The sequence below is a fragment of the Argonema galeatum A003/A1 genome (assembly GCF_023333595.1).
GTDB classification, from domain to species: Bacteria; Cyanobacteriota; Cyanobacteriia; order Cyanobacteriales; family Aerosakkonemataceae; genus Argonema; species Argonema galeatum.
In genome coordinates this window covers 1-17,486 of sequence record NZ_JAIQZM010000008.1, presented here as the reverse complement: position 1 = coordinate 17,486, position 17,486 = coordinate 1, and the positions used below count along the sequence as shown (strand labels likewise).

The 17,486-nt window shown below is 43.4% G+C and carries 10 protein-coding genes; 9 read left to right on the top strand and 1 reads right to left on the bottom strand.

Annotated features, from left to right (window positions below; all coding sequences use genetic code 11):
- Positions 1 to 12 precede the first annotated feature (12 nt).
- From LAY41_RS10590 to LAY41_RS10550, 9 genes are all read left to right on the top strand, one after another.
- The gene (locus tag LAY41_RS10590) at positions 13 to 4,734 is read left to right on the top strand and encodes a non-ribosomal peptide synthetase (protein ID WP_249097182.1); all 4,722 of its coding nucleotides are present in this window, start codon (positions 13 to 15) and stop codon (positions 4,732 to 4,734) included.
- A gap of 104 nt (positions 4,735 to 4,838) precedes the next feature.
- Positions 4,839 to 6,440 carry a B12-binding domain-containing radical SAM protein gene (locus tag LAY41_RS10585; protein WP_249097180.1) on the top strand — a complete coding sequence of 534 codons (1,602 nt, stop codon included), beginning with the start codon at positions 4,839 to 4,841 and terminating at the stop codon, positions 6,438 to 6,440.
- A 65-nt stretch (positions 6,441 to 6,505) separates the two neighbouring features.
- Positions 6,506 to 10,828 carry a non-ribosomal peptide synthetase gene (locus LAY41_RS10580; protein WP_249097178.1) on the top strand — a complete coding sequence of 1,441 codons (4,323 nt, stop codon included), beginning with the start codon at positions 6,506 to 6,508 and terminating at the stop codon, positions 10,826 to 10,828.
- 15 nt (positions 10,829 to 10,843) lie between these two features.
- Positions 10,844 to 11,908, top strand: a complete 1,065-nt coding sequence (locus LAY41_RS10575; RefSeq protein ID WP_249097176.1) for a hypothetical protein — start codon at positions 10,844 to 10,846, stop codon at positions 11,906 to 11,908.
- Between the two features lie 10 nt (positions 11,909 to 11,918).
- Complete coding sequence (locus tag LAY41_RS10570) at positions 11,919 to 13,043, top strand: DegT/DnrJ/EryC1/StrS family aminotransferase (RefSeq protein ID WP_249097175.1); 1,125 nt, start codon at positions 11,919 to 11,921, stop codon at positions 13,041 to 13,043.
- A 32-nt stretch (positions 13,044 to 13,075) separates the two neighbouring features.
- The gene (locus tag LAY41_RS10565; protein ID WP_249097174.1) at positions 13,076 to 13,810 is read left to right on the top strand and encodes a sulfite exporter TauE/SafE family protein; all 735 of its coding nucleotides are present in this window, start codon (positions 13,076 to 13,078) and stop codon (positions 13,808 to 13,810) included.
- A gap of 6 nt (positions 13,811 to 13,816) precedes the next feature.
- Positions 13,817 to 14,287, top strand: coding sequence for a sulfocyanin-like copper-binding protein (locus LAY41_RS10560; RefSeq protein WP_249097173.1), 471 nt, complete (start codon positions 13,817 to 13,819; stop codon positions 14,285 to 14,287).
- Positions 14,288 to 14,626: 339 nt separating this feature from the next.
- Positions 14,627 to 15,454 carry a type I methionyl aminopeptidase gene (gene map / locus LAY41_RS10555; RefSeq protein WP_249097172.1) on the top strand — a complete coding sequence of 276 codons (828 nt, stop codon included), beginning with the start codon at positions 14,627 to 14,629 and terminating at the stop codon, positions 15,452 to 15,454.
- Between the two features lie 360 nt (positions 15,455 to 15,814).
- Positions 15,815 to 17,224 (top strand): amidase, encoded by a 1,410-nt coding sequence (locus tag LAY41_RS10550; protein WP_249097171.1) that lies wholly within the window; start codon positions 15,815 to 15,817, stop codon positions 17,222 to 17,224.
- A gap of 151 nt (positions 17,225 to 17,375) precedes the next feature.
- Here LAY41_RS10550 and LAY41_RS32770 read toward each other — a convergent pair.
- A partial coding sequence (locus tag LAY41_RS32770) for a transposase (protein ID WP_249071837.1) occupies positions 17,376 to 17,486 on the bottom strand: 111 nt, incomplete at its 5' end.

The following is a 17,486-nucleotide window of genomic DNA, read 5'->3' as shown; positions in this document are numbered from 1 at the left end:
AGGTCAGCAAATATGGATGATATTAACCAACGAATTGCCCAACTCTCTCCTGCCAAACGAGCGCTGCTAGAGCAAAAACTCAAAGAAAAAGCTGTCAAAGCAAACCTCGAACAAACTATCTCCCGGACAACCGATCGCACTCTCTTATCATTTTCCCAAATTCGCATCTGGCTAGTAGACCAGTTAGAACCAGGAAATGCTGCTTATAATCGCCCTAGCAATATTCACTTAGCGGGTCAGCTAAATGTTGCAGTCCTGGAGCAAAGCCTCAATGAAATTGTGCGTCGCCACGAAATTTTACGCACTAGCTTTCCAGCCGTCGATGGTCAACCTGTTCAAGTAATTGCTCCCACTCTGACCCTAACTTGGCCAATTGTAGAACTAAGTCATCTACCTACAAATGAGCGAAAAGCTGAAGTCCAACGTCTTGCAGTCCAAGAGGCGCAGCACAGTTTCAATTTATCTCAGTTGCCTTTAGTGAGGGCAACCTTATTGCGACTAGACCCGGAAGAGCATATTCTGCTGTTGACAATGCACCACATCATCTTTGATGGGTGGTCTATGGGAGTTTTGCTCAAAGAACTCGTAGCACTCTACGATGCGTTCTCTACCGGAAAACCTTCTCCGCTACCAGAGTTAGCAATTCAATACGGAGACTTCGCCCAGTGGCAGCGAGAGCGACTGCAAGGCGAAGTATTGGATCGGCAGCTTGCCTACTGGAAAAAGCAACTGAGTGGCAATTTACCCGTGCTGGAGTTACCCACAGATCGATCGCGATCGGCAGTCCGTACTTTCGGGGGAGCAAAGTGGTCGCTATTGTTACCCAAAAATCTTAGCGAATCACTTAAAACCTTGAGTCAGCAGGAAGGGGTGACGTTGTTTATGACCCTGCTGGCAGCTTTTCAGATATTGCTCTATCGGTATACGGGTCAGGATGACATTATTGTAGGCACTCCGATCGCCGGACGCGATCGCATAGAAACGGAAAAACTAATTGGGGTTTTCATTAATACCCTAGTTTTGCGGACTCAGATAGATACAAACTCCACATTTCGGGAGCTATTAAGTCAGGTACGCGAGGTAGCTTTAAGAGCCTATGCTCATCAGGATATTCCATTTGAGAAGTTAGTAGAAGAACTACACCCAACGCGAAACTTAAACCATACCCCACTGTTTCAGATATTATTTCAACTCAGAAATATGCCAAAGGTGGTAGTAGAAGCACAAGGCTTAAAAATAGAGGATTGCCAGTTAGATACGGGTACAGTTGGGTTAGATCTAACCTTAGATATCGCTGACGAATCTGAAGGGTTGCGCTGTGTATTCCGGTACAATACAGACTTGTTTGATTCTGTCACCATCGAGCGGATGGCAAATTATTTCCAAACGTTGTTAGAAAGCATTGTTATAAATTCGGAGCTACAACTTTTAGAACTGCCGCTATTAACAAAAGTCGAACGATATCAATTAGCGAGGAAGTTTAATGATGCCAACTCTCAGGTAGAGGGAGAAGATTTCATCAACGATCGCCGCCGCTCAAACTTGACAGCTAATCAACTCATAATTTGGTTATCACAGCAATTAAATCCAGATACACCTATCTATAATAATGCAGTTATTGTTACCATCCTAACCGATATTTCTCCAGAACACTTCCAAAAAGCATTCCAGGCGCTTATTAATGCCAGCGATGCCTTACGGACAATCATTGAGGAAATTGATGGAGTACCGCAGCAAAGGGTTATCGCCAATTTCCCCTATACAGTGGAATATTTAGATTTCTCACAAGCTTCAGATATTGCTCGCCTTCCAGCTTGGGTAAATAAGCGTTCCCAGATTATATTCAATTTAAATAAATGCTTATTTGATTGCGTACTAATAAAATTATCAAAAAATAAATTTATTGTTTACTTCAAAACACATCAAATTATTGTAGACGGTTTATCATTTGAATTCATTTTTGATTATCTATCAATATTTTATGATTATTCGGCGAACCAGCGGTTGCAAGGACAGCTAGAACTTCCTCAATTTCAAGATTACATAGATTACGAGCGAACCTATCAAAACTCTGACCGATATTTTAGAGCAAAAGCTTATTGGGAACAAAAGCTGGCAGAAGACATCGAGCCGATTGCATTTTATGGTAAAAAAATTATCAAGCAGACGACACTCGTAAAAAGAGTTTCTTACAATTTAGGCGTTGCTCGAACTCAAAAAATTAAAACTATTGCAACTCAAAAAGATGTAGCAGTAAATACAGTAAACACATCCCTGTTTAATATTTTTTTAGCGGCTTTTGCAGTTTATCTTTACAAGATTGATAACAACCGTCATATTTCGATTGGAATGCCATTGCACAATCGACGTTTGAAAATTTTCAAGAAATCTATCGGTGCTTTTGTGCAAACTGTGCCGCTGCGAATTGTAATTCAAACAGACGACACTATTTTCTCATTAATTAGTCGAATTGCCAGTACAACCTCTGAGGCTATTAAATACGGGCAGTATGCGATCGTAAGTTCTTTCCAAAAACCAATTTATGATGTGGTATTGAATTACGAACTACAATCAAAGTCGGAATTTGGGAAAGCCAAGATAACAAGTGAATCTATTCATTCAGGGCATGGATATGAAAGCCTTGTCGTCAAAATACGCGATTGGAATGAATCGGAAAATCTTTTTTTAGATTTCGATTTTCATCAAGATATTTTTGATGAAGAATTGCAAGGGTTAGCCATTCAACATTTTATGAACGTGCTAGATTCATTGTTAGAGAGTATAAACCAACCTATTGCTAATATCAATTTGCTTTCTCCTGGAGAGAAAGAGCGTATTTGCTTTAAATTCAACCAAGCAAAAGCCGAATTTCCAATCGACCAAACTATTCCACAGCTTTTTGAAGCCCAGGTTCAAAAAACGCCAGATTGGCTAGCTGTCGTTTTTAAAGATCAAACTTTCACCTATGCACAGTTGAATGCCAAAGCAAATCAATTAGCGCATTATCTTCAGTCTTTGGGGGTGAAGCCAGAGGTACTGGTAGGTTTGTGTGTGGAACGTTCCCCAGAGATGATTGTGGGACTGTTAGGTATCCTCAAAGCGGGTGGGGTTTATGTACCTTTAGATCCTACTTATCCGACAGAACGCTTAAACTATATGGTGTCGGATGCACAAATATCGCTGTTGTTAACTCAAGAGAAGTTCCAGCATCAGTTTACTGCCAAAGGGGTGTATCAGGTTTGTTTGGAGCGAGATAAAAGTGCGATCGCCCAAGAAAGTAAAGCAAATCCAGTCAGCCACATTACGCCGAATAACTTATCCTACGTCATCTATACGTCGGGTTCTACCGGAAAACCCAAAGGGGTGATGATCGAACATCGCTCTTTGGTTAATTTTACACAGGCTGCTATTTCTGAATATGGATTAAATGAGCGTGATTCTCCTGCGGAGACACTACGCGATCGCGTGCTGCAATTTGCTTCGATTAGTTTCGATACAGCAGCAGAAGAAATCTATCCCTGCCTTACATCTGGTGGGACATTAGTGCTGCGAACTGAGGAAATGTTAACTTCGGTAGCGACTTTCCTGAAAACCTGCCAGGATTTGCAGCTAACAGTTTTAGATCTGCCTACAGCCTATTGGCAACTAATGGTTTCTGAATTAGGAACAACCGATGTAACACTTCCTGAGTCCCTGCGATTGGTAATTATTGGGGGAGAACGAGTTCTGCCCGAATCTGTGAAAATGTGGCAAAAGTGTATAGGCGATTATCCTCAATTAGTGAATACTTATGGCCCGACTGAAGCAACTGTAGTTGCCACAACCTACAGGGTGGCAGCATCAACACCCATAAAGAAAGAAGTGCCAATTGGACGTGCCATTGTTAATGTCCAAATTTATGTTCTCGACCGCAATTTGCAACCCGTTCCTATCGGGATTCCAGGAGAATTACACATCGGCGGTATTGGTTTAGCGCGAGGTTATCTCAACCGCTTAGACTTGACTCAGGAAAAATTTATTCCCAATCCATTTAGTAACGCACCCCAGGCACGCCTTTACAAAACAGGCGATCGCGTGCGCTACCTCAGCGATGGCAACATCGAGTTTCTCGGTCGAATTGATAATCAAGTGAAAATTCGGGGTTTCCGCATCGAACTTGGAGAAATTGAAACAGTCCTCACCCAATACCCAGGAGTGCGAGAAGCTGTCGTTATTCTTAAAGAAGAGCAATCCGGTAACAAACCTCTTATCGCTTACGTTGTCTGCGATCGAGAACAACTTACCCCAACCGAACTATATTCCTTCCTACAGACCAAACTACCAGAATATATGATGCCATCAGCGTTTGTCAGGTTGGAAAAACTCCCTCTAACTCCTAATGGCAAAGTTGACCGTCGTGCCTTACCTTCACCTGAGATAGAAGATACGCTCTCAACCAACTTTGTCTCCCCTCGCACCTCCACAGAGCAGCAACTAGCAGATATCTGGTCATCACTTCTAAAAGTCAAGCGAGTGGGAATCCATGACAACTTTTTTGAACTGGGGGGACATTCTCTGTTAGCCACTCAGGTTGTATCTCGCATTCAGAAAGCTTTCGAGGTGGAGTTACGGTTGCGCGACCTGTTTGAATCGCCTACCATAGCTCAATTGAGCGATCGCATCGAAACAATCCTGTGGGCTAAGTCAGGACAACGCTCATCAACTGAAAACAATCTAGAACAAGGAGAATTATGAAATAATTGAATAATATTTGTATCTAACAAAGCTGTTGGCGCTTTAACGGTTAACCATCTGGAACTCCTCTCGAGCTAATCCCACTATATCAGGATTGATAAATAATGCGGATTTTACTGATTTACCCCCTGTTTCCTCAAAGTTTTTGGTCTTTTGAGAAAACCTTGGCTCTGATGAATCGTAAGGTGTCGTTGCCACCGTTGGGTTTGGTGACTGTAGCAGCTATTCTTCCCCAAGACTGGGAGTTTAAGTTAGTAGACCGGAATTTTCGTCAGATAACTGAAGCGGAGTGGGCTTGGGCAGATTTAGTCATTCTCTCAGCGATGATTGTCCAAAAGCAGGATCTCCTCAATCAAATTCAGGAGGCGAAACAGCGAGGCAAAGCTGTTGCAGTAGGGGGACCTTATCCCACCAGCTTACCCGATGAAGCCAAAGCAGCGGGGGCTGATTATTTGATTCTTGATGAAGGAGAAATTACCCTACCGATGTTTGTAGAAGCGATTGAACGGGGTGACACTGGCGGGGTTTTCCGGTCTGGGGGAGAAAAGCCCGATGTCAGCCGCACACCCATCCCGCGCTTCGACCTACTGGAGTTTGACGCATATATGGATATGTCAGTCCAGTTTTCACGGGGGTGTCCCTTTCAGTGTGAATTCTGCGACATCATTGTCCTCTATGGTCGCAAACCTCGAACTAAAACCCCAGCACAACTCCTGGCTGAATTAGAACGTCTCTATGAGTTGGGGTGGCGACGCAGCATTTTTATGGTGGATGATAACTTCATTGGGAATAAGCGCAATGTCAAACTGCTGCTAAAAGAGTTGAAACCCTGGATGGTTAAACATGATTATCCTTTCTCTTTCACCACGGAAGCATCAGTGGATTTGGCACAAGATCGAGAACTGATGGATATGATGGTGCAGTGTAATTTTGGGGGTGTCTTTTTAGGAATTGAGACACCCGATGCAGAAAGCTTAACTTTAACTCGGAAGTACCAAAATACACGAGACTCTCTGAGTGAAGCAGTTCATGCAATTATGCAGTCAGGGCTGCGGGTAATGGCAGGATTTATTATTGGGTTTGATGGAGAAAAACAGGGAGCAGGCGATCGCATTGTCCAGTTTGTTGAGAAAACGGCTATTCCTGCTGCCATCTTCAGTATGTTGCAAGCCCTCCCTGATACTGCCCTCTGGCATCGGCTCAATAAAGAAGGACGGCTCCGAAGTGGATTGGGCAACATCAATCAAACTACATTGATGAACTTTGTACCAACCCGTCCGTTAGAAGAAATTGCTGGCGAATATGTTGAAGCATTTTGGAAGTTATACGAGCCAGCGCGCTTTCTAGACCGTACCTACCGTCAGTTTCTCATTTTGGGACAGGCAAAGTATCCCAGAATACGACAAACTGCTAAGAAAAAACTGACTTGGGCGATGATTCGACCGCTACTGATTGTTTGTTGGCGGCAAGGGATTGTCAGAAATACCCGTTGGCAGTTCTGGCGCAACCTTTATGGTATATACCAACATTATCGCAGCGGCTGGAAACGTTATTTATTTGTTTGCGCTCAACTAGAGCATTTACTGGAGTACCGCCAGATTGTCAAAGAGCAAATTCAATCCCAATTGGCTGAGTATCTAGCAGCAGAAGCAAAACTGCGAGAGCGGACGGAAGAGTCAGAATTAATCAAAAATAATGCTCAATAATTCCTTCAGAGAAGGCTCATAATTATGCTTTTTAACGGTATATCCGCACTCGGAGGTTTGTTTCGATGAAACCTGTTGAAGAATTTTTATCCGAACTCCGCCGTCTTCAGGTCAAGCTATGGATTGATGAGGGTCGTTTGCGCTATGGTGCTACGCCAGGAACAATGACCCCCGATTTACTGGCGCAAATGAAAGAGCGTAAATCGGAAATCCTGGCATTTCTGGAGCAAGTTAATTCAGATACCCCAGGGCTAATTAAACCCGTTCCCAGAGACAAAGACTTACCCCTCTCTTTTGCCCAAGAAAGATTGTGGTTTCTAGACCAACTAGAAGGCAAAAATGCTGCCTATAATATGGCAATGGCATTACGCCTCAAAGGTAATCTCAATTTAATTGCTCTAGAAGAAGCTTTAAAATCGCTGATTGACCGTCACGAAGTCCTGCGGACTAATTTTGCAACTCGTAACGGGATTCCTGTTACCCTCGTTCGTAGCACTTCTAATTTCTCCCTGCCTTTAGTAGACTTGCAAAACTTATCAGAAACCGAACAATATCCTAAAGTACAACAGTTCGTCAAGAACGAACACTTACAACCCTTCGTTCTTGAAAACGATTCCTTAATTCGAGGAACTTTACTACAACTCCAAGAAAAAGAATATATCCTACTGCTGACCCTACACCACATCATTTCTGATGGTTGGTCGATGAACTTGTTGCGTCGGGAACTGGGAATATTCTACTCGGCTTACGAACAGGGACATCCCTCTTCCTTGCCTTCATTACCTATCCAGTATGTGGATTTTGCCTACTGGCAGCGAGAGCGGTTTGCTGGAGAAGTTTTACAACAAGAACTGTCTTATTGGAAACAACAACTTGATGTAGCACCTCCTTTGCTAGAATTGCCCATAGATCGGCCCCGTCCAACGATTCAAACTTTCAGTGGTGCAAAACAATCTCAGCACCTTTCTCAGACTCTTAGTGAGGCGCTAAATATTTTAAGTCAACGAGAAGGGGCTACCTTATTTATGACGCTGTTAGCCGCCTTCAAAGCTTTACTGTCTCGCTACACGGGTACGCAAGACATTGTAGTTGGATCTCCCGTCGCAGGTCGCAACCGTCCCGAAGTAGAGCAGTTAATTGGTTTTTTCATCAATACTGTAGTGTTACGCACTCATTGGGATGGAAATCCCAGTTTTCGGGAACTGTTGACAACAGTTAAGGAGGTGACATTAGGGGCTTACGAACATCAGGAAATGCCATTTGAAAAGCTGGTAGAGGAACTGCAGCCGGAACGAAATCTCACCTACAATCCTCTGTTCCAAGTATGGTTTAACATGATAAATTTAGAAGCTTCAGCACTGGAACTGCCAGGGCTAACTATAGAGATGTTTTCCAGTGCTGAAGCTTCTGCCAAGTTCGACTTAACTCTGTATGTGCGATCGCAATTTGAGGGCATTAAGCTGGAGTGGGTCTACAATCGGGATTTGTTTAACCCAGAGACGATCGCTTGGATGATGGGGCATTTCCAAACCTTGTTAGAAGCAATTGTTGCCAATCCAGAGCAACCGATCGCTAATTTACCGCTCTTGGGTGAAACAGAACGTCAAAGACTGCGTAACTGTAAAAATTCGGTTCGTCCCAATCAGCCCTTTACAGAATTCCCTAAAGCTGCTATCGAGCAATCAATCCCGGCTCGATTTGAGGAGCAAGTCAGAAAATATCCGCACAATATTGCTATTTATACCAAAAATCATCAGTGGACTTACAGCACCTTAAACCACAAGGCAAATGCGATCGCTCAAACTCTCCTGCAACTGTGTCCATCAGAAAGAATTGCTCTTTTACTTGAACACGATGCACCTGCGATCGCATCCATCTTAGGAGTCCTCAAAGCAGGCAAAACCTACATTCCCCTCGACCCAAGTTATCCCCAACTGAGACTGACTTACATTCTGAAAGATTCTCAAGCTAGTGCCATCTTCACTAACGATCGGAATCTGGCGATCGCCCAAAAATTAACATCCAATAAAATCCAAATCATCAACATTGATGAAATCGACTTGGAATCCTCTTGCAATGAAGTAAATCTATCTACCCCAGATACCCTAGCTTACATTCTCTATACTTCTGGCTCAACCGGACAACCCAAGGGAGTTATCCAAAGCGATCGCAACGTTCTTCATTTCATCAGAAATTACACCAATAATCTTCATATTGCTGCCGAGGATAAGCTAACGCTGCTCTCCTCCTACAGCTTTGATGCAGCAGTCATGGATATCTTTGGAGCCTTATTAAATGGAGCCACCCTATACCCAATTGACATTACAGCAGAAAGTCTAACCTATCTTGTTGATTGCTTAAGACAACAAGAGATTACCATCTATCACTCCACCCCCACCCTCTACCGACACTTTCTCGAAACCTTACCCGGACCCGCTCAAAGTTTAGAAATCCCATTTCCGACAATTCGTTTAGTAGTTTTAGGAGGAGAAGAAGTAGTTAAAAAAGATGTTGATTTGTACAGGGAATATTTTTCAGATAGCTGTCTTTTTGTCAATGGCTTGGGAGGTACGGAATCTTCTTTTCATTTGCAATATTTAATCGATAATCAAACCGTTATTCCTGGTCAGCTAGTTCCCGTAGGTTATCCTTTTGAAGACACCGAAATTTTATTACTTACTGAAGCAGGAATAAATACTGAAGTTTATGGAGAAATTGCCATCAGAAGTCCTTATATCGCTCTAGGTTATTGGCAAAAACCCCAACTCACACAAGCAGTCTTTTTACCCGACCCAGAAGGAGGAAAATGCCGAATTTACCGGACAGGAGATTTGGGTCGTTTAAGAGCCGATGGCACTATAGAATTTTTAGGTAGAAAGGACTTTCAGGTAAAAATTCGCGGCTTCCGCATTGAACTCTGCGAAATTGAAGCGACCCTAGCTCAACACCCAGCGGTTAAAGAAACGGTTGTTATTGCCTCACCAGACATATCTGGGGATAAACGTCTCGTCGCTTACGTAGTTTTCAACCCAGGGTCAACCTCCACTGCTTCAGAATTACGCCACTTCCTCAAAGATAGGCTACCTAATTATATGGTGCCAGCTGCCTTTGCGATTTTAGATGCTCTGCCTTTGACTCCTAATGGAAAAATTAATCGTCGCGCCCTTCCCGACCCCGACCCAACTCGACAAGAACCAACAGACAATGTTATTGCGCCTAGAGATGAATTAGAACTGCAACTAACTAAAATTTGGGAAAAAGTTCTCAACATTAAACCCATCCATATCCGCGAGAACTTCTTTGACTTAGGAGGGCACTCTTTACTAGCCATACAGCTATTCAGTCAAATTAAAAATACTCTTGACAAAGACATTCCGATTGCTACTATCTTCCAAGCGCCGACTGTTGAAGAATTAGCTAACATCCTACGTCAAGAAGGATGGTCAAATCGTTGGTCTAGTCTCGTACCCCTTAAACCCGCAGGTTCTAAACTGCCTTTCTTCTTTCACGGTGGTGCTGCTGAAGCCATTACCTGGGCTAAATTTGGCCGTTGTTTGCCGATCGATCGACCTTTTTATGGTCTGCAACACCAAATTTTGGAGGGAAAACCAATCTTCCAGAATTCTGTTGAAGAAATGGCGGCTCACTGCATCAAAGAAATACAAATAATCCAACCCAACGGGCCTTATTTTATCGGCGGTCACTGCTTTGGAGGAACAGTGGCATTCGAGATAGCTCAACAGCTTCATGCTCAAGGTGAAAAAGTAGCGCTGCTGGTTTTAGTTGATGCTTATGCACCTAAACCATTACCGAAAGATAACCTGCTTTGGCGAACTCAAGCCTTTTTTCATAAAGCAGATTTTTTACTTTATAAAACTTACTACTATCATGCCGATAACTTAAGGCAGCGTCATTTGGCTGAAAAACTAACCTACATTTGGGATTGGCTGCTCGAAAAAGCTCAATCCAAATTTAGACAAAAGCTTGGTGGTAAGATGTTAAAATCCCAGCCGTCTAATCATAAACATAGCAATCCGATCGCCAATTTACCCAAAAGTGAAAATTCCGATCGGGCCTCAAATCCTGATGAATTTATTGCCCATGAAATTCGCTACCTCGAAGCGGAAAAGGTCAACCGAGCAGCTAAGGCTGAATATATTCCTCAAGTCTACCCAGAGCGAATCATCCTCTTGCGAGCTAGTAAACAAATATTAGAATGGTACTTTGGCGATCGATTAGGCTGGTCAGACTTGGCAGCAGGGGGAGTGGAAAGCCATGAAATTCCTGGAATTTTTGGCAACTTATTTAACCAATCCTCTCTTCCCTTCCTAGTTGAAAAAGTGAAGCTTGCCTTGGAGGAAACACAAGTCAATCCAAAAAAACTCTAGATAATGGAAAAAACGATGAAAATTGTGCAAATTGTGCCTAGATTACCCCCTTATACAGATGGTGTTGGAGATTATGCGCTGAGATTAGCTGAGCAATTATTGAAAGAGCATAATATTACTACTCAGTTTATAGTTTTCCAACAGGGGCTTGAGATAGAACCCATCATTAATGGGTTTTCAGTCACTGGATTACCCGCTCACACTTCGGAGGCATTTTTATCAGTCTTGCCCAAAGATATTGAGGGAATTATTTTACATTACAGTAACTATCCCTATATGCGCGGAAAACTTGATGCTCCCTTTTGGCTAGTGGAAGCTTTACAAGCAGGGATGAAACGGCATTCTCTCAAGTTGGTTGTCATGTTCCATGAGTTACCAATATTGAAGTTTAAAGCGCTCAATTTTTTAAATCCTATCCAGAGTCTAGTTTCTCGCCGTCTTGCCAAAATTGCCACGACTGTCCTCACAGACAGCGCTCGATTTCAAACAGTTCTTGAGCAATGGTTAGGACATTCTGTAACCTGCATTCCAGATTTTTCAACCATTGGCGAACCCTCAAGCGTGCCAAGTATAGCCGATCGCGATCGCAGAATGATTGTTTTTGGTGGGGCCGATCGCCATCGGGTCTATAAAAATTCTCTCAAACAACTGCTTGATAGTTGCCAAGTTTTGGGAATTGAAGAAATTTGCGATATTGGAAAATCCCTGAATTTGTCGTCGTCAGACTTCAAAGGTGTACGTCTAGTTGAAATGGGATTTCAACCGAATGAAGCCGTCTGTGAATTGATGTTGACTTCAAAGGCTGGATTCTTAGACTATAGCCGTTTTCCTGGCGGTCTTGGAAAATCGAGCGTTTTTGCAGCCTTCTGCGTTCATGGATTAATTCCCATCTGTTCTCAGTACAATCCTTCAGAGGGTGATGGATTGGAAATGAACAAGCATTATTTAGTGCCTAACCAGTTGAAAAGTTTTAATTTAATGCAACTGCAAACGGTTGCTAATAATGCTAATAAATGGTATAATTACCATAATTTAACAGAAAATACCAAAATTTTTGCTTCATCTTTATTTTTTCTATAAATTAAACAAAATGAATCAATTTATACCGCTATCACAACCATCGATTACTAACTTAGAGATAGACTACGTAACAGATGTGCTTAAATCGGGTTGGATATCTTCACTAGGTAAATACATCAATCTATTCGAGGAGAGATTTGCCGAATATTGCGGCACAAAATATGCCCTTACGACTTCTAGCGGTACGACAGCAATTCATCTCGCCCTTGTCACCTATGGAATTGAAGCCGATGATGAGGTTATTGTCCCCGACTTGACGTTTATTGCTACTGCTAATGCGGTAACTTATACAGGGGCAAAAGTCGTTTTAGTGGATATAGAAGAAGACACTCTCTGTATAGATCCAGTTCAAATCGAAAAAGCCATAACCGAAAAAACTAAAGCCATAATACCAGTGCATCTTTACGGACATCCAGCCAATATGATTGCGATCGATAAATTGGCGAAAAAATATAATCTTTTGGTTGTAGAAGATGCGGCTGAAGCTCACGGCGCTGCGGTTAAAGGACAAAAAACAGGCTCTCTAGGTGACTGTGGAATCTTTAGCTTTTACGGCAATAAGCTCGTAACCTGCGGAGAAGGAGGCATGATTACTACTAATGATGAAGAGTTTTATCAAAAGGCAAAGCACTTGCGAGATCATGCTATGAGTAGCTCAAAACGTTACTGGCACGATCGCATAGGGTATAACTATCGCATGACGAATATGCAGGCAGCATTGGGTCTAGCTCAAATTGAGAGATTAGATGAATTGCTGTCTCGAAAAAGAGAAATATTTAAATTATATGAAAAAACCTTGTCAAATATCTCAGGAATTAAGCTCAACTTCACAGCCGATTGGGCATCAAATGTTTATTGGCTTGTTTGTCTGGAAATTGAGGGTTATACAGAAAAAGAGCGAAACAACTTAATGCTGGCTTTAAGCCATGAAGGGATAGAGACAAGACCCTATTTTTATCCTATTTCGGATATGCCGATGTATGAGAGTAACAGAATTCATACACCTGTAACTCATAAGGTATACCAAAGGGGCATTAACTTACCTTCTTACTTTGAGCTAAAAAATCAACAAATTGATTATGTGTGTGAATCTTTACAAGTTTATTTAGCTCGATGTTTAAATTTGATAGGCTAATTCAACGGCTCTCTAAAATCTAAAATTGCCAAATGCTCAGTTTGTATCTTTTTCTAGTCCTTGGTTTTATTGGGAGCGGTCACTGCGTAGGGATGTGCGGCCCGTTGGTGATGGGCTATACTTTACCTCAGAAGAACAGTTGGCATTCTCACGTACTTTACGGTTTAGGTCGCTCTACAACCTATGCGCTTTTAGGATTTCTGGCTGGTAGCTTTGGTGAAATTCTACAAAGTCTGTTAGGATTCCGCGCCACGCTTTTGATTCTGGCAGGTGGGGTGATGATTTACTTGGCGTTAGGGCAACTAAAAGTTTTACCTAGAAAGCTGCCTTCAATCCAGCACTATCGGTGGTATCGGGAAAGCGTTGGGCGGCTGTACGCTAGTAAAAGCTGGTATCGCACCTACCCATTAGGAGTGTTGCTGGGATTTATTCCTTGCGGCTTGACGGCAATGGCGCTGAGTCTTGGCATTACTCAACCGATCGCGATCGCTACTCTTGGTATGTTTATTTTTGGCTTGGGTACGATGCCTGCGATGGTAGGCTTTGGTATCCTAATTCAACGGCTCAAAATTCCCAAGCTGGAGCGCTATGTAGCAATGGCAATGCTAATATTGGGCTGTCTGACCCTCTGGATGGGAGTGTATACGTTAGGCTGGTTGCCTCCACCTCCTCAGAGCGCTCTTTTAGGCCAACTGCATCCCACGAGCTTGCCTGGGACAGACTATACCCAGCAAGCTCCCGATCGGCATCTTCATCATCATCACTGATAAATTATGGTTCGGTTAATTGGCTCTATCGATAAACTATGGCGGCATTGGTGGATGCTGTTGGCGCTAATAGTTTGCTTTGGCTTTATCTTTGCATCCCCAGCTGAAGCTTCTCTCATCAGCAACCCAGTTACAGAAGTTAAGATCGATTTGGGCAATGCCGGTAACGAATTAAAGTTTTTCCCAAACAACCTCAAGTTTGTGGCCGATCGGCCCTATAAACTGATCGTCAACAATCCCAGTCCCCAGAAGCACTATTTCACCGCCAAAGACTTTGCAGACGCAATTTGGACGCAAAAAGTCCAAGATGGCAAAATGGAAGTCAAAGGGGCTATCCACGAGATAGAAATCCAACCCGGAGCCCAGGCAGAGTGGGTATTTGTACCGCTTAAATCGGGCACTTACAGTCTCCGCTGTCCAATCGCGGGACATACCGAAGCGGGGATGACCGGCCAAATTGCTATTTCTGCTGAGTAGCGGAAATATCAGTTAAATTTGTATGAACTGCCTTCGGGCAACAAAATATGCGCCCTCAAGTTCTGATGGGACAATTTTTCTATCAATCTTTTGGAGTCTTGATATAATATCATGTCCGGTAGCATCGTTAGTGTAAGAGTGATATCGTCAAATTGTTTGTTGTCATCTGTGGTTAAATTTTAACCACAGATGAAGACAGATGAACACAGATGAACACAGATAAAAACGGGAATTTTTTAGGAAACCGATGCGTAAGGACATGATATAATTGCTGGATTTAGCTGAATTTGCAATTGATCGTTACTGTTGCCATACCACCTTTAGCCACCTGTTGATTCCATGAATATTCTAGGCAATTTGCTTTCCCACTCCGTTCAAACTTCCTCTAGCAATAAAAGACGTAAAGGCATTGAGATTAAGTCGCCCCGTGAAATAGGAATCATGCGACAGGCGTCGAAAATCGTGGCAACAATACTTAAAGAAATTTCCCAGACGATGGAACCTGGGATGACAACAGCAGATGTGGACGCCTACGCGGAAAAGCGCATCCGAGAAATGGGCGCAAAACCAAGTTTCAAAGGCTATCACGGATTTCCTGCTTCTATCTGTTCTAGTATCAATAACGAAGTGGTACATGGGATTCCCAGTGCCAAAAAAGTGATTCGGGCTGGAGATGTAGTAAAAATAGATACTGGTGCTTATTACGAAGGCTTTCACGGCGACTCTTGCATTACGATCGCAGTAGGCGAAGTAACTCCAGAAGCCGCTAAGTTAATTCGGGTTGCAGAAGAAGCGCTTTACAAAGGCATTGAGCAAGTTAAAGCGGGAAACTATCTGATGGATCTTGCTGGTGCTATTCAGGATTGTGTTGTAGCAAACGGGTTCACCGTGGTAGAAGATTTTACCGGACATGGTGTGGGTCGCAACCTGCATGAAGAACCCTCCGTGTTTAACTTCCGCACCCGCGAGATGCCAAATGTCAAGCTGCGTGCTGGGATGACTTTGGCGATCGAACCAATTTTGAATGCAGGTTCTAAATTCACGCGCACTCTGGCGGACAAGTGGACGGCGGTGACTGTGGATAATGCCCTGTCTGCCCAGTTTGAGCATACCGTACTGGTGACTGAAGACGGGTATGAGATTTTGACCGATCGCGCTTTGGTCTAGTTCCATTAGATCCAATTTCAGATTTCAGATTTCAAATTTCATATTGTCAATCAACATAAATTTGAAATCTAAAATCTTCCCTTTTCTTTTGTTACTTGTGATATCATATCCTTACACATCGGTCACCTAAAAAAATCCTGTTCTTATTCTTATCTGTGTTCATCTGTGTTCATCTGTCTTCATCTGTGGTAAAAATTTAACCAACGATGACAACAAACAATTTGACGATATCACTCATATCCTTACACATCGGCCACCTAAAAAAATCCTGTTCTTATTCTTATCTGCGTTTATCTGCGTTCATCTGCCTTCATCTGCGGTAAAAATTTAACCACCGATGACAACAAACAATTTGACAATATGAACAAAATTGATTTAGCATTTACCCCCGCACTAGAACAGTCTAAGCTCATCCGCAACAAAGAAGTGTCGCCGCTGGAGTTGGTGCAGCTTTACCTAGAACGCATCCAGCATTTAGATTCCCAACTGGGCAGTTATTTTACCGTAATGGCAGATCTAGCTTTGGCGGATGCTAAAGCCAAAACCGAACAACTGGGTAGAGGCGATACTTCCGATTTGCCGCCTTTTTTTGGTGTGCCGATTTCAATTAAAGACCTCAACCCAGTTGTCGATGTCCCCTGTAGTTATGGTTCACCAGTTTTGAGGAACCAGGTGGCTACTTATGATGATGGGGTGGTGACGCGAATACGCCGGGGTGGGTTTATTATTTTGGGCAAAACTGCGACTTCTGAGTTGGGTTCTTTCCCTTACACAGAACCACCTGGGTTTCCACCAGCTCGAAATCCTTGGAATTTGGATTATACTCCGGGCGGGTCGAGTGGCGGTGCGGCGGCGTCTCTAGCGGCTGGATTATGTGCGATCGCGCAAGGTTCTGATGGCGGTGGTTCCATTCGCGGCCCAGCTTTCTGCTGCGGTTTGGTGGGGATTAAGCCTTCTAGAGGTCGGGTATCTTATGCACCTCTAGGCGATCGCCAAAATGGTATTGCTAGTAATGGCCCTCTAGCTCGGACTGTAGCGGATGCGGCAGCCCTGCTTGATGTTATCTCTGGTTATATCACGGGCGACCCTTACTGGTTGCCCGATCCAGACCCCTCATTCCTTGCTGCTGCCAGTCTAAGGCCCGATCGTTTGCGAATTGCTTTTTCTACAGAAATTGCGCCTGTGGGTGAAGCATCGCCTGTGTGCCAGCAACCTGTGCTAGAAACGGTGAAACTTCTAGAAGAAATGGGTCACGCGGTTGAACCCGGTTGTCCCGACTTTAACGGTTTGGTTGAACCTTTTAAGATTGTTTGGCAGGCAGGTGTCGCAGCAGCTGGCATTCCTAAAGAAGCTCTGGGCTCGATGAATGCTTGGCTAGCCGATCGAATCTGCGATGCGGGAGAATACTTGCGCGCCGTCGGTCAGATGCAAGCGATCGCACGGCGGATCGTTGCTTTCTTTGATAACGTGGATGTCTTAGTCCTGCCAGTCTATATGCACCCCACAATCCGCGTTGGGGAATGGGCCGATCTGAGTCCCGAAGAAACTTTGCCAAAGCTTGTGCATTGGGTGGGTCCCTGTCCGCCCTTTAATGCCAGCGGACAGCCCAGCATAGTAATTCCCACAGGTTTTGATCCCAATGGCTTACCGCTTGGCGTTCAGCTTGTAGGGCGTCCTGCTGCTGAAGCCACTATCATTTCTCTAGCAGCTCAGATTGAAGCTGTAAAACCCTGGATTCAGCACCGTCCTGCTTTTGCATTGCAATCATAAATCGAGAGAAATCGAAATGAAAAATATCCTTCACAAAGCAAATGAAAGACCGCACTTTGATATTGGGTGGATTCAATATTATTCTTCCTTCGACTCAGAAAATGAAGCACCCCCAAAAGATCCTTTCGGAAAATTAGTGGCTCTTCCGTACTTAGTGTGCTAAAATGTTATGAAAATGCCACAATAGTAAAGCCCGTATTTCAAAATTATTAAAATTTCTAAATCCAAATCCACAACGTTTTAACAATTTTAATTTATTATT

Excerpts from the sequence above, each read along its gene's own strand:
- LAY41_RS10575 (WP_249097176.1), top strand. The coding sequence starts at position 10,844 with ATGAAAATTGTGCAAATTGTGCCTAGATTACCCCCTTATACAGATGGT.
- LAY41_RS10565 (WP_249097174.1), top strand. The coding sequence starts at position 13,076 with ATGCTCAGTTTGTATCTTTTTCTAGTCCTTGGTTTTATTGGGAGCGGT.
- LAY41_RS10585 (WP_249097180.1), top strand. The coding sequence starts at position 4,839 with ATGCGGATTTTACTGATTTACCCCCTGTTTCCTCAAAGTTTTTGGTCT.
- LAY41_RS10560 (WP_249097173.1), top strand. The coding sequence starts at position 13,817 with ATGGTTCGGTTAATTGGCTCTATCGATAAACTATGGCGGCATTGGTGG.
- LAY41_RS10550 (WP_249097171.1), top strand. The coding sequence starts at position 15,815 with ATGAACAAAATTGATTTAGCATTTACCCCCGCACTAGAACAGTCTAAG.
- LAY41_RS10580 (WP_249097178.1), top strand. The coding sequence starts at position 6,506 with ATGAAACCTGTTGAAGAATTTTTATCCGAACTCCGCCGTCTTCAGGTC.
- LAY41_RS10570 (WP_249097175.1), top strand. The coding sequence starts at position 11,919 with ATGAATCAATTTATACCGCTATCACAACCATCGATTACTAACTTAGAG.
- LAY41_RS10590 (WP_249097182.1), top strand. The coding sequence starts at position 13 with ATGGATGATATTAACCAACGAATTGCCCAACTCTCTCCTGCCAAACGA.
- map (WP_249097172.1), top strand. The coding sequence starts at position 14,627 with ATGAATATTCTAGGCAATTTGCTTTCCCACTCCGTTCAAACTTCCTCT.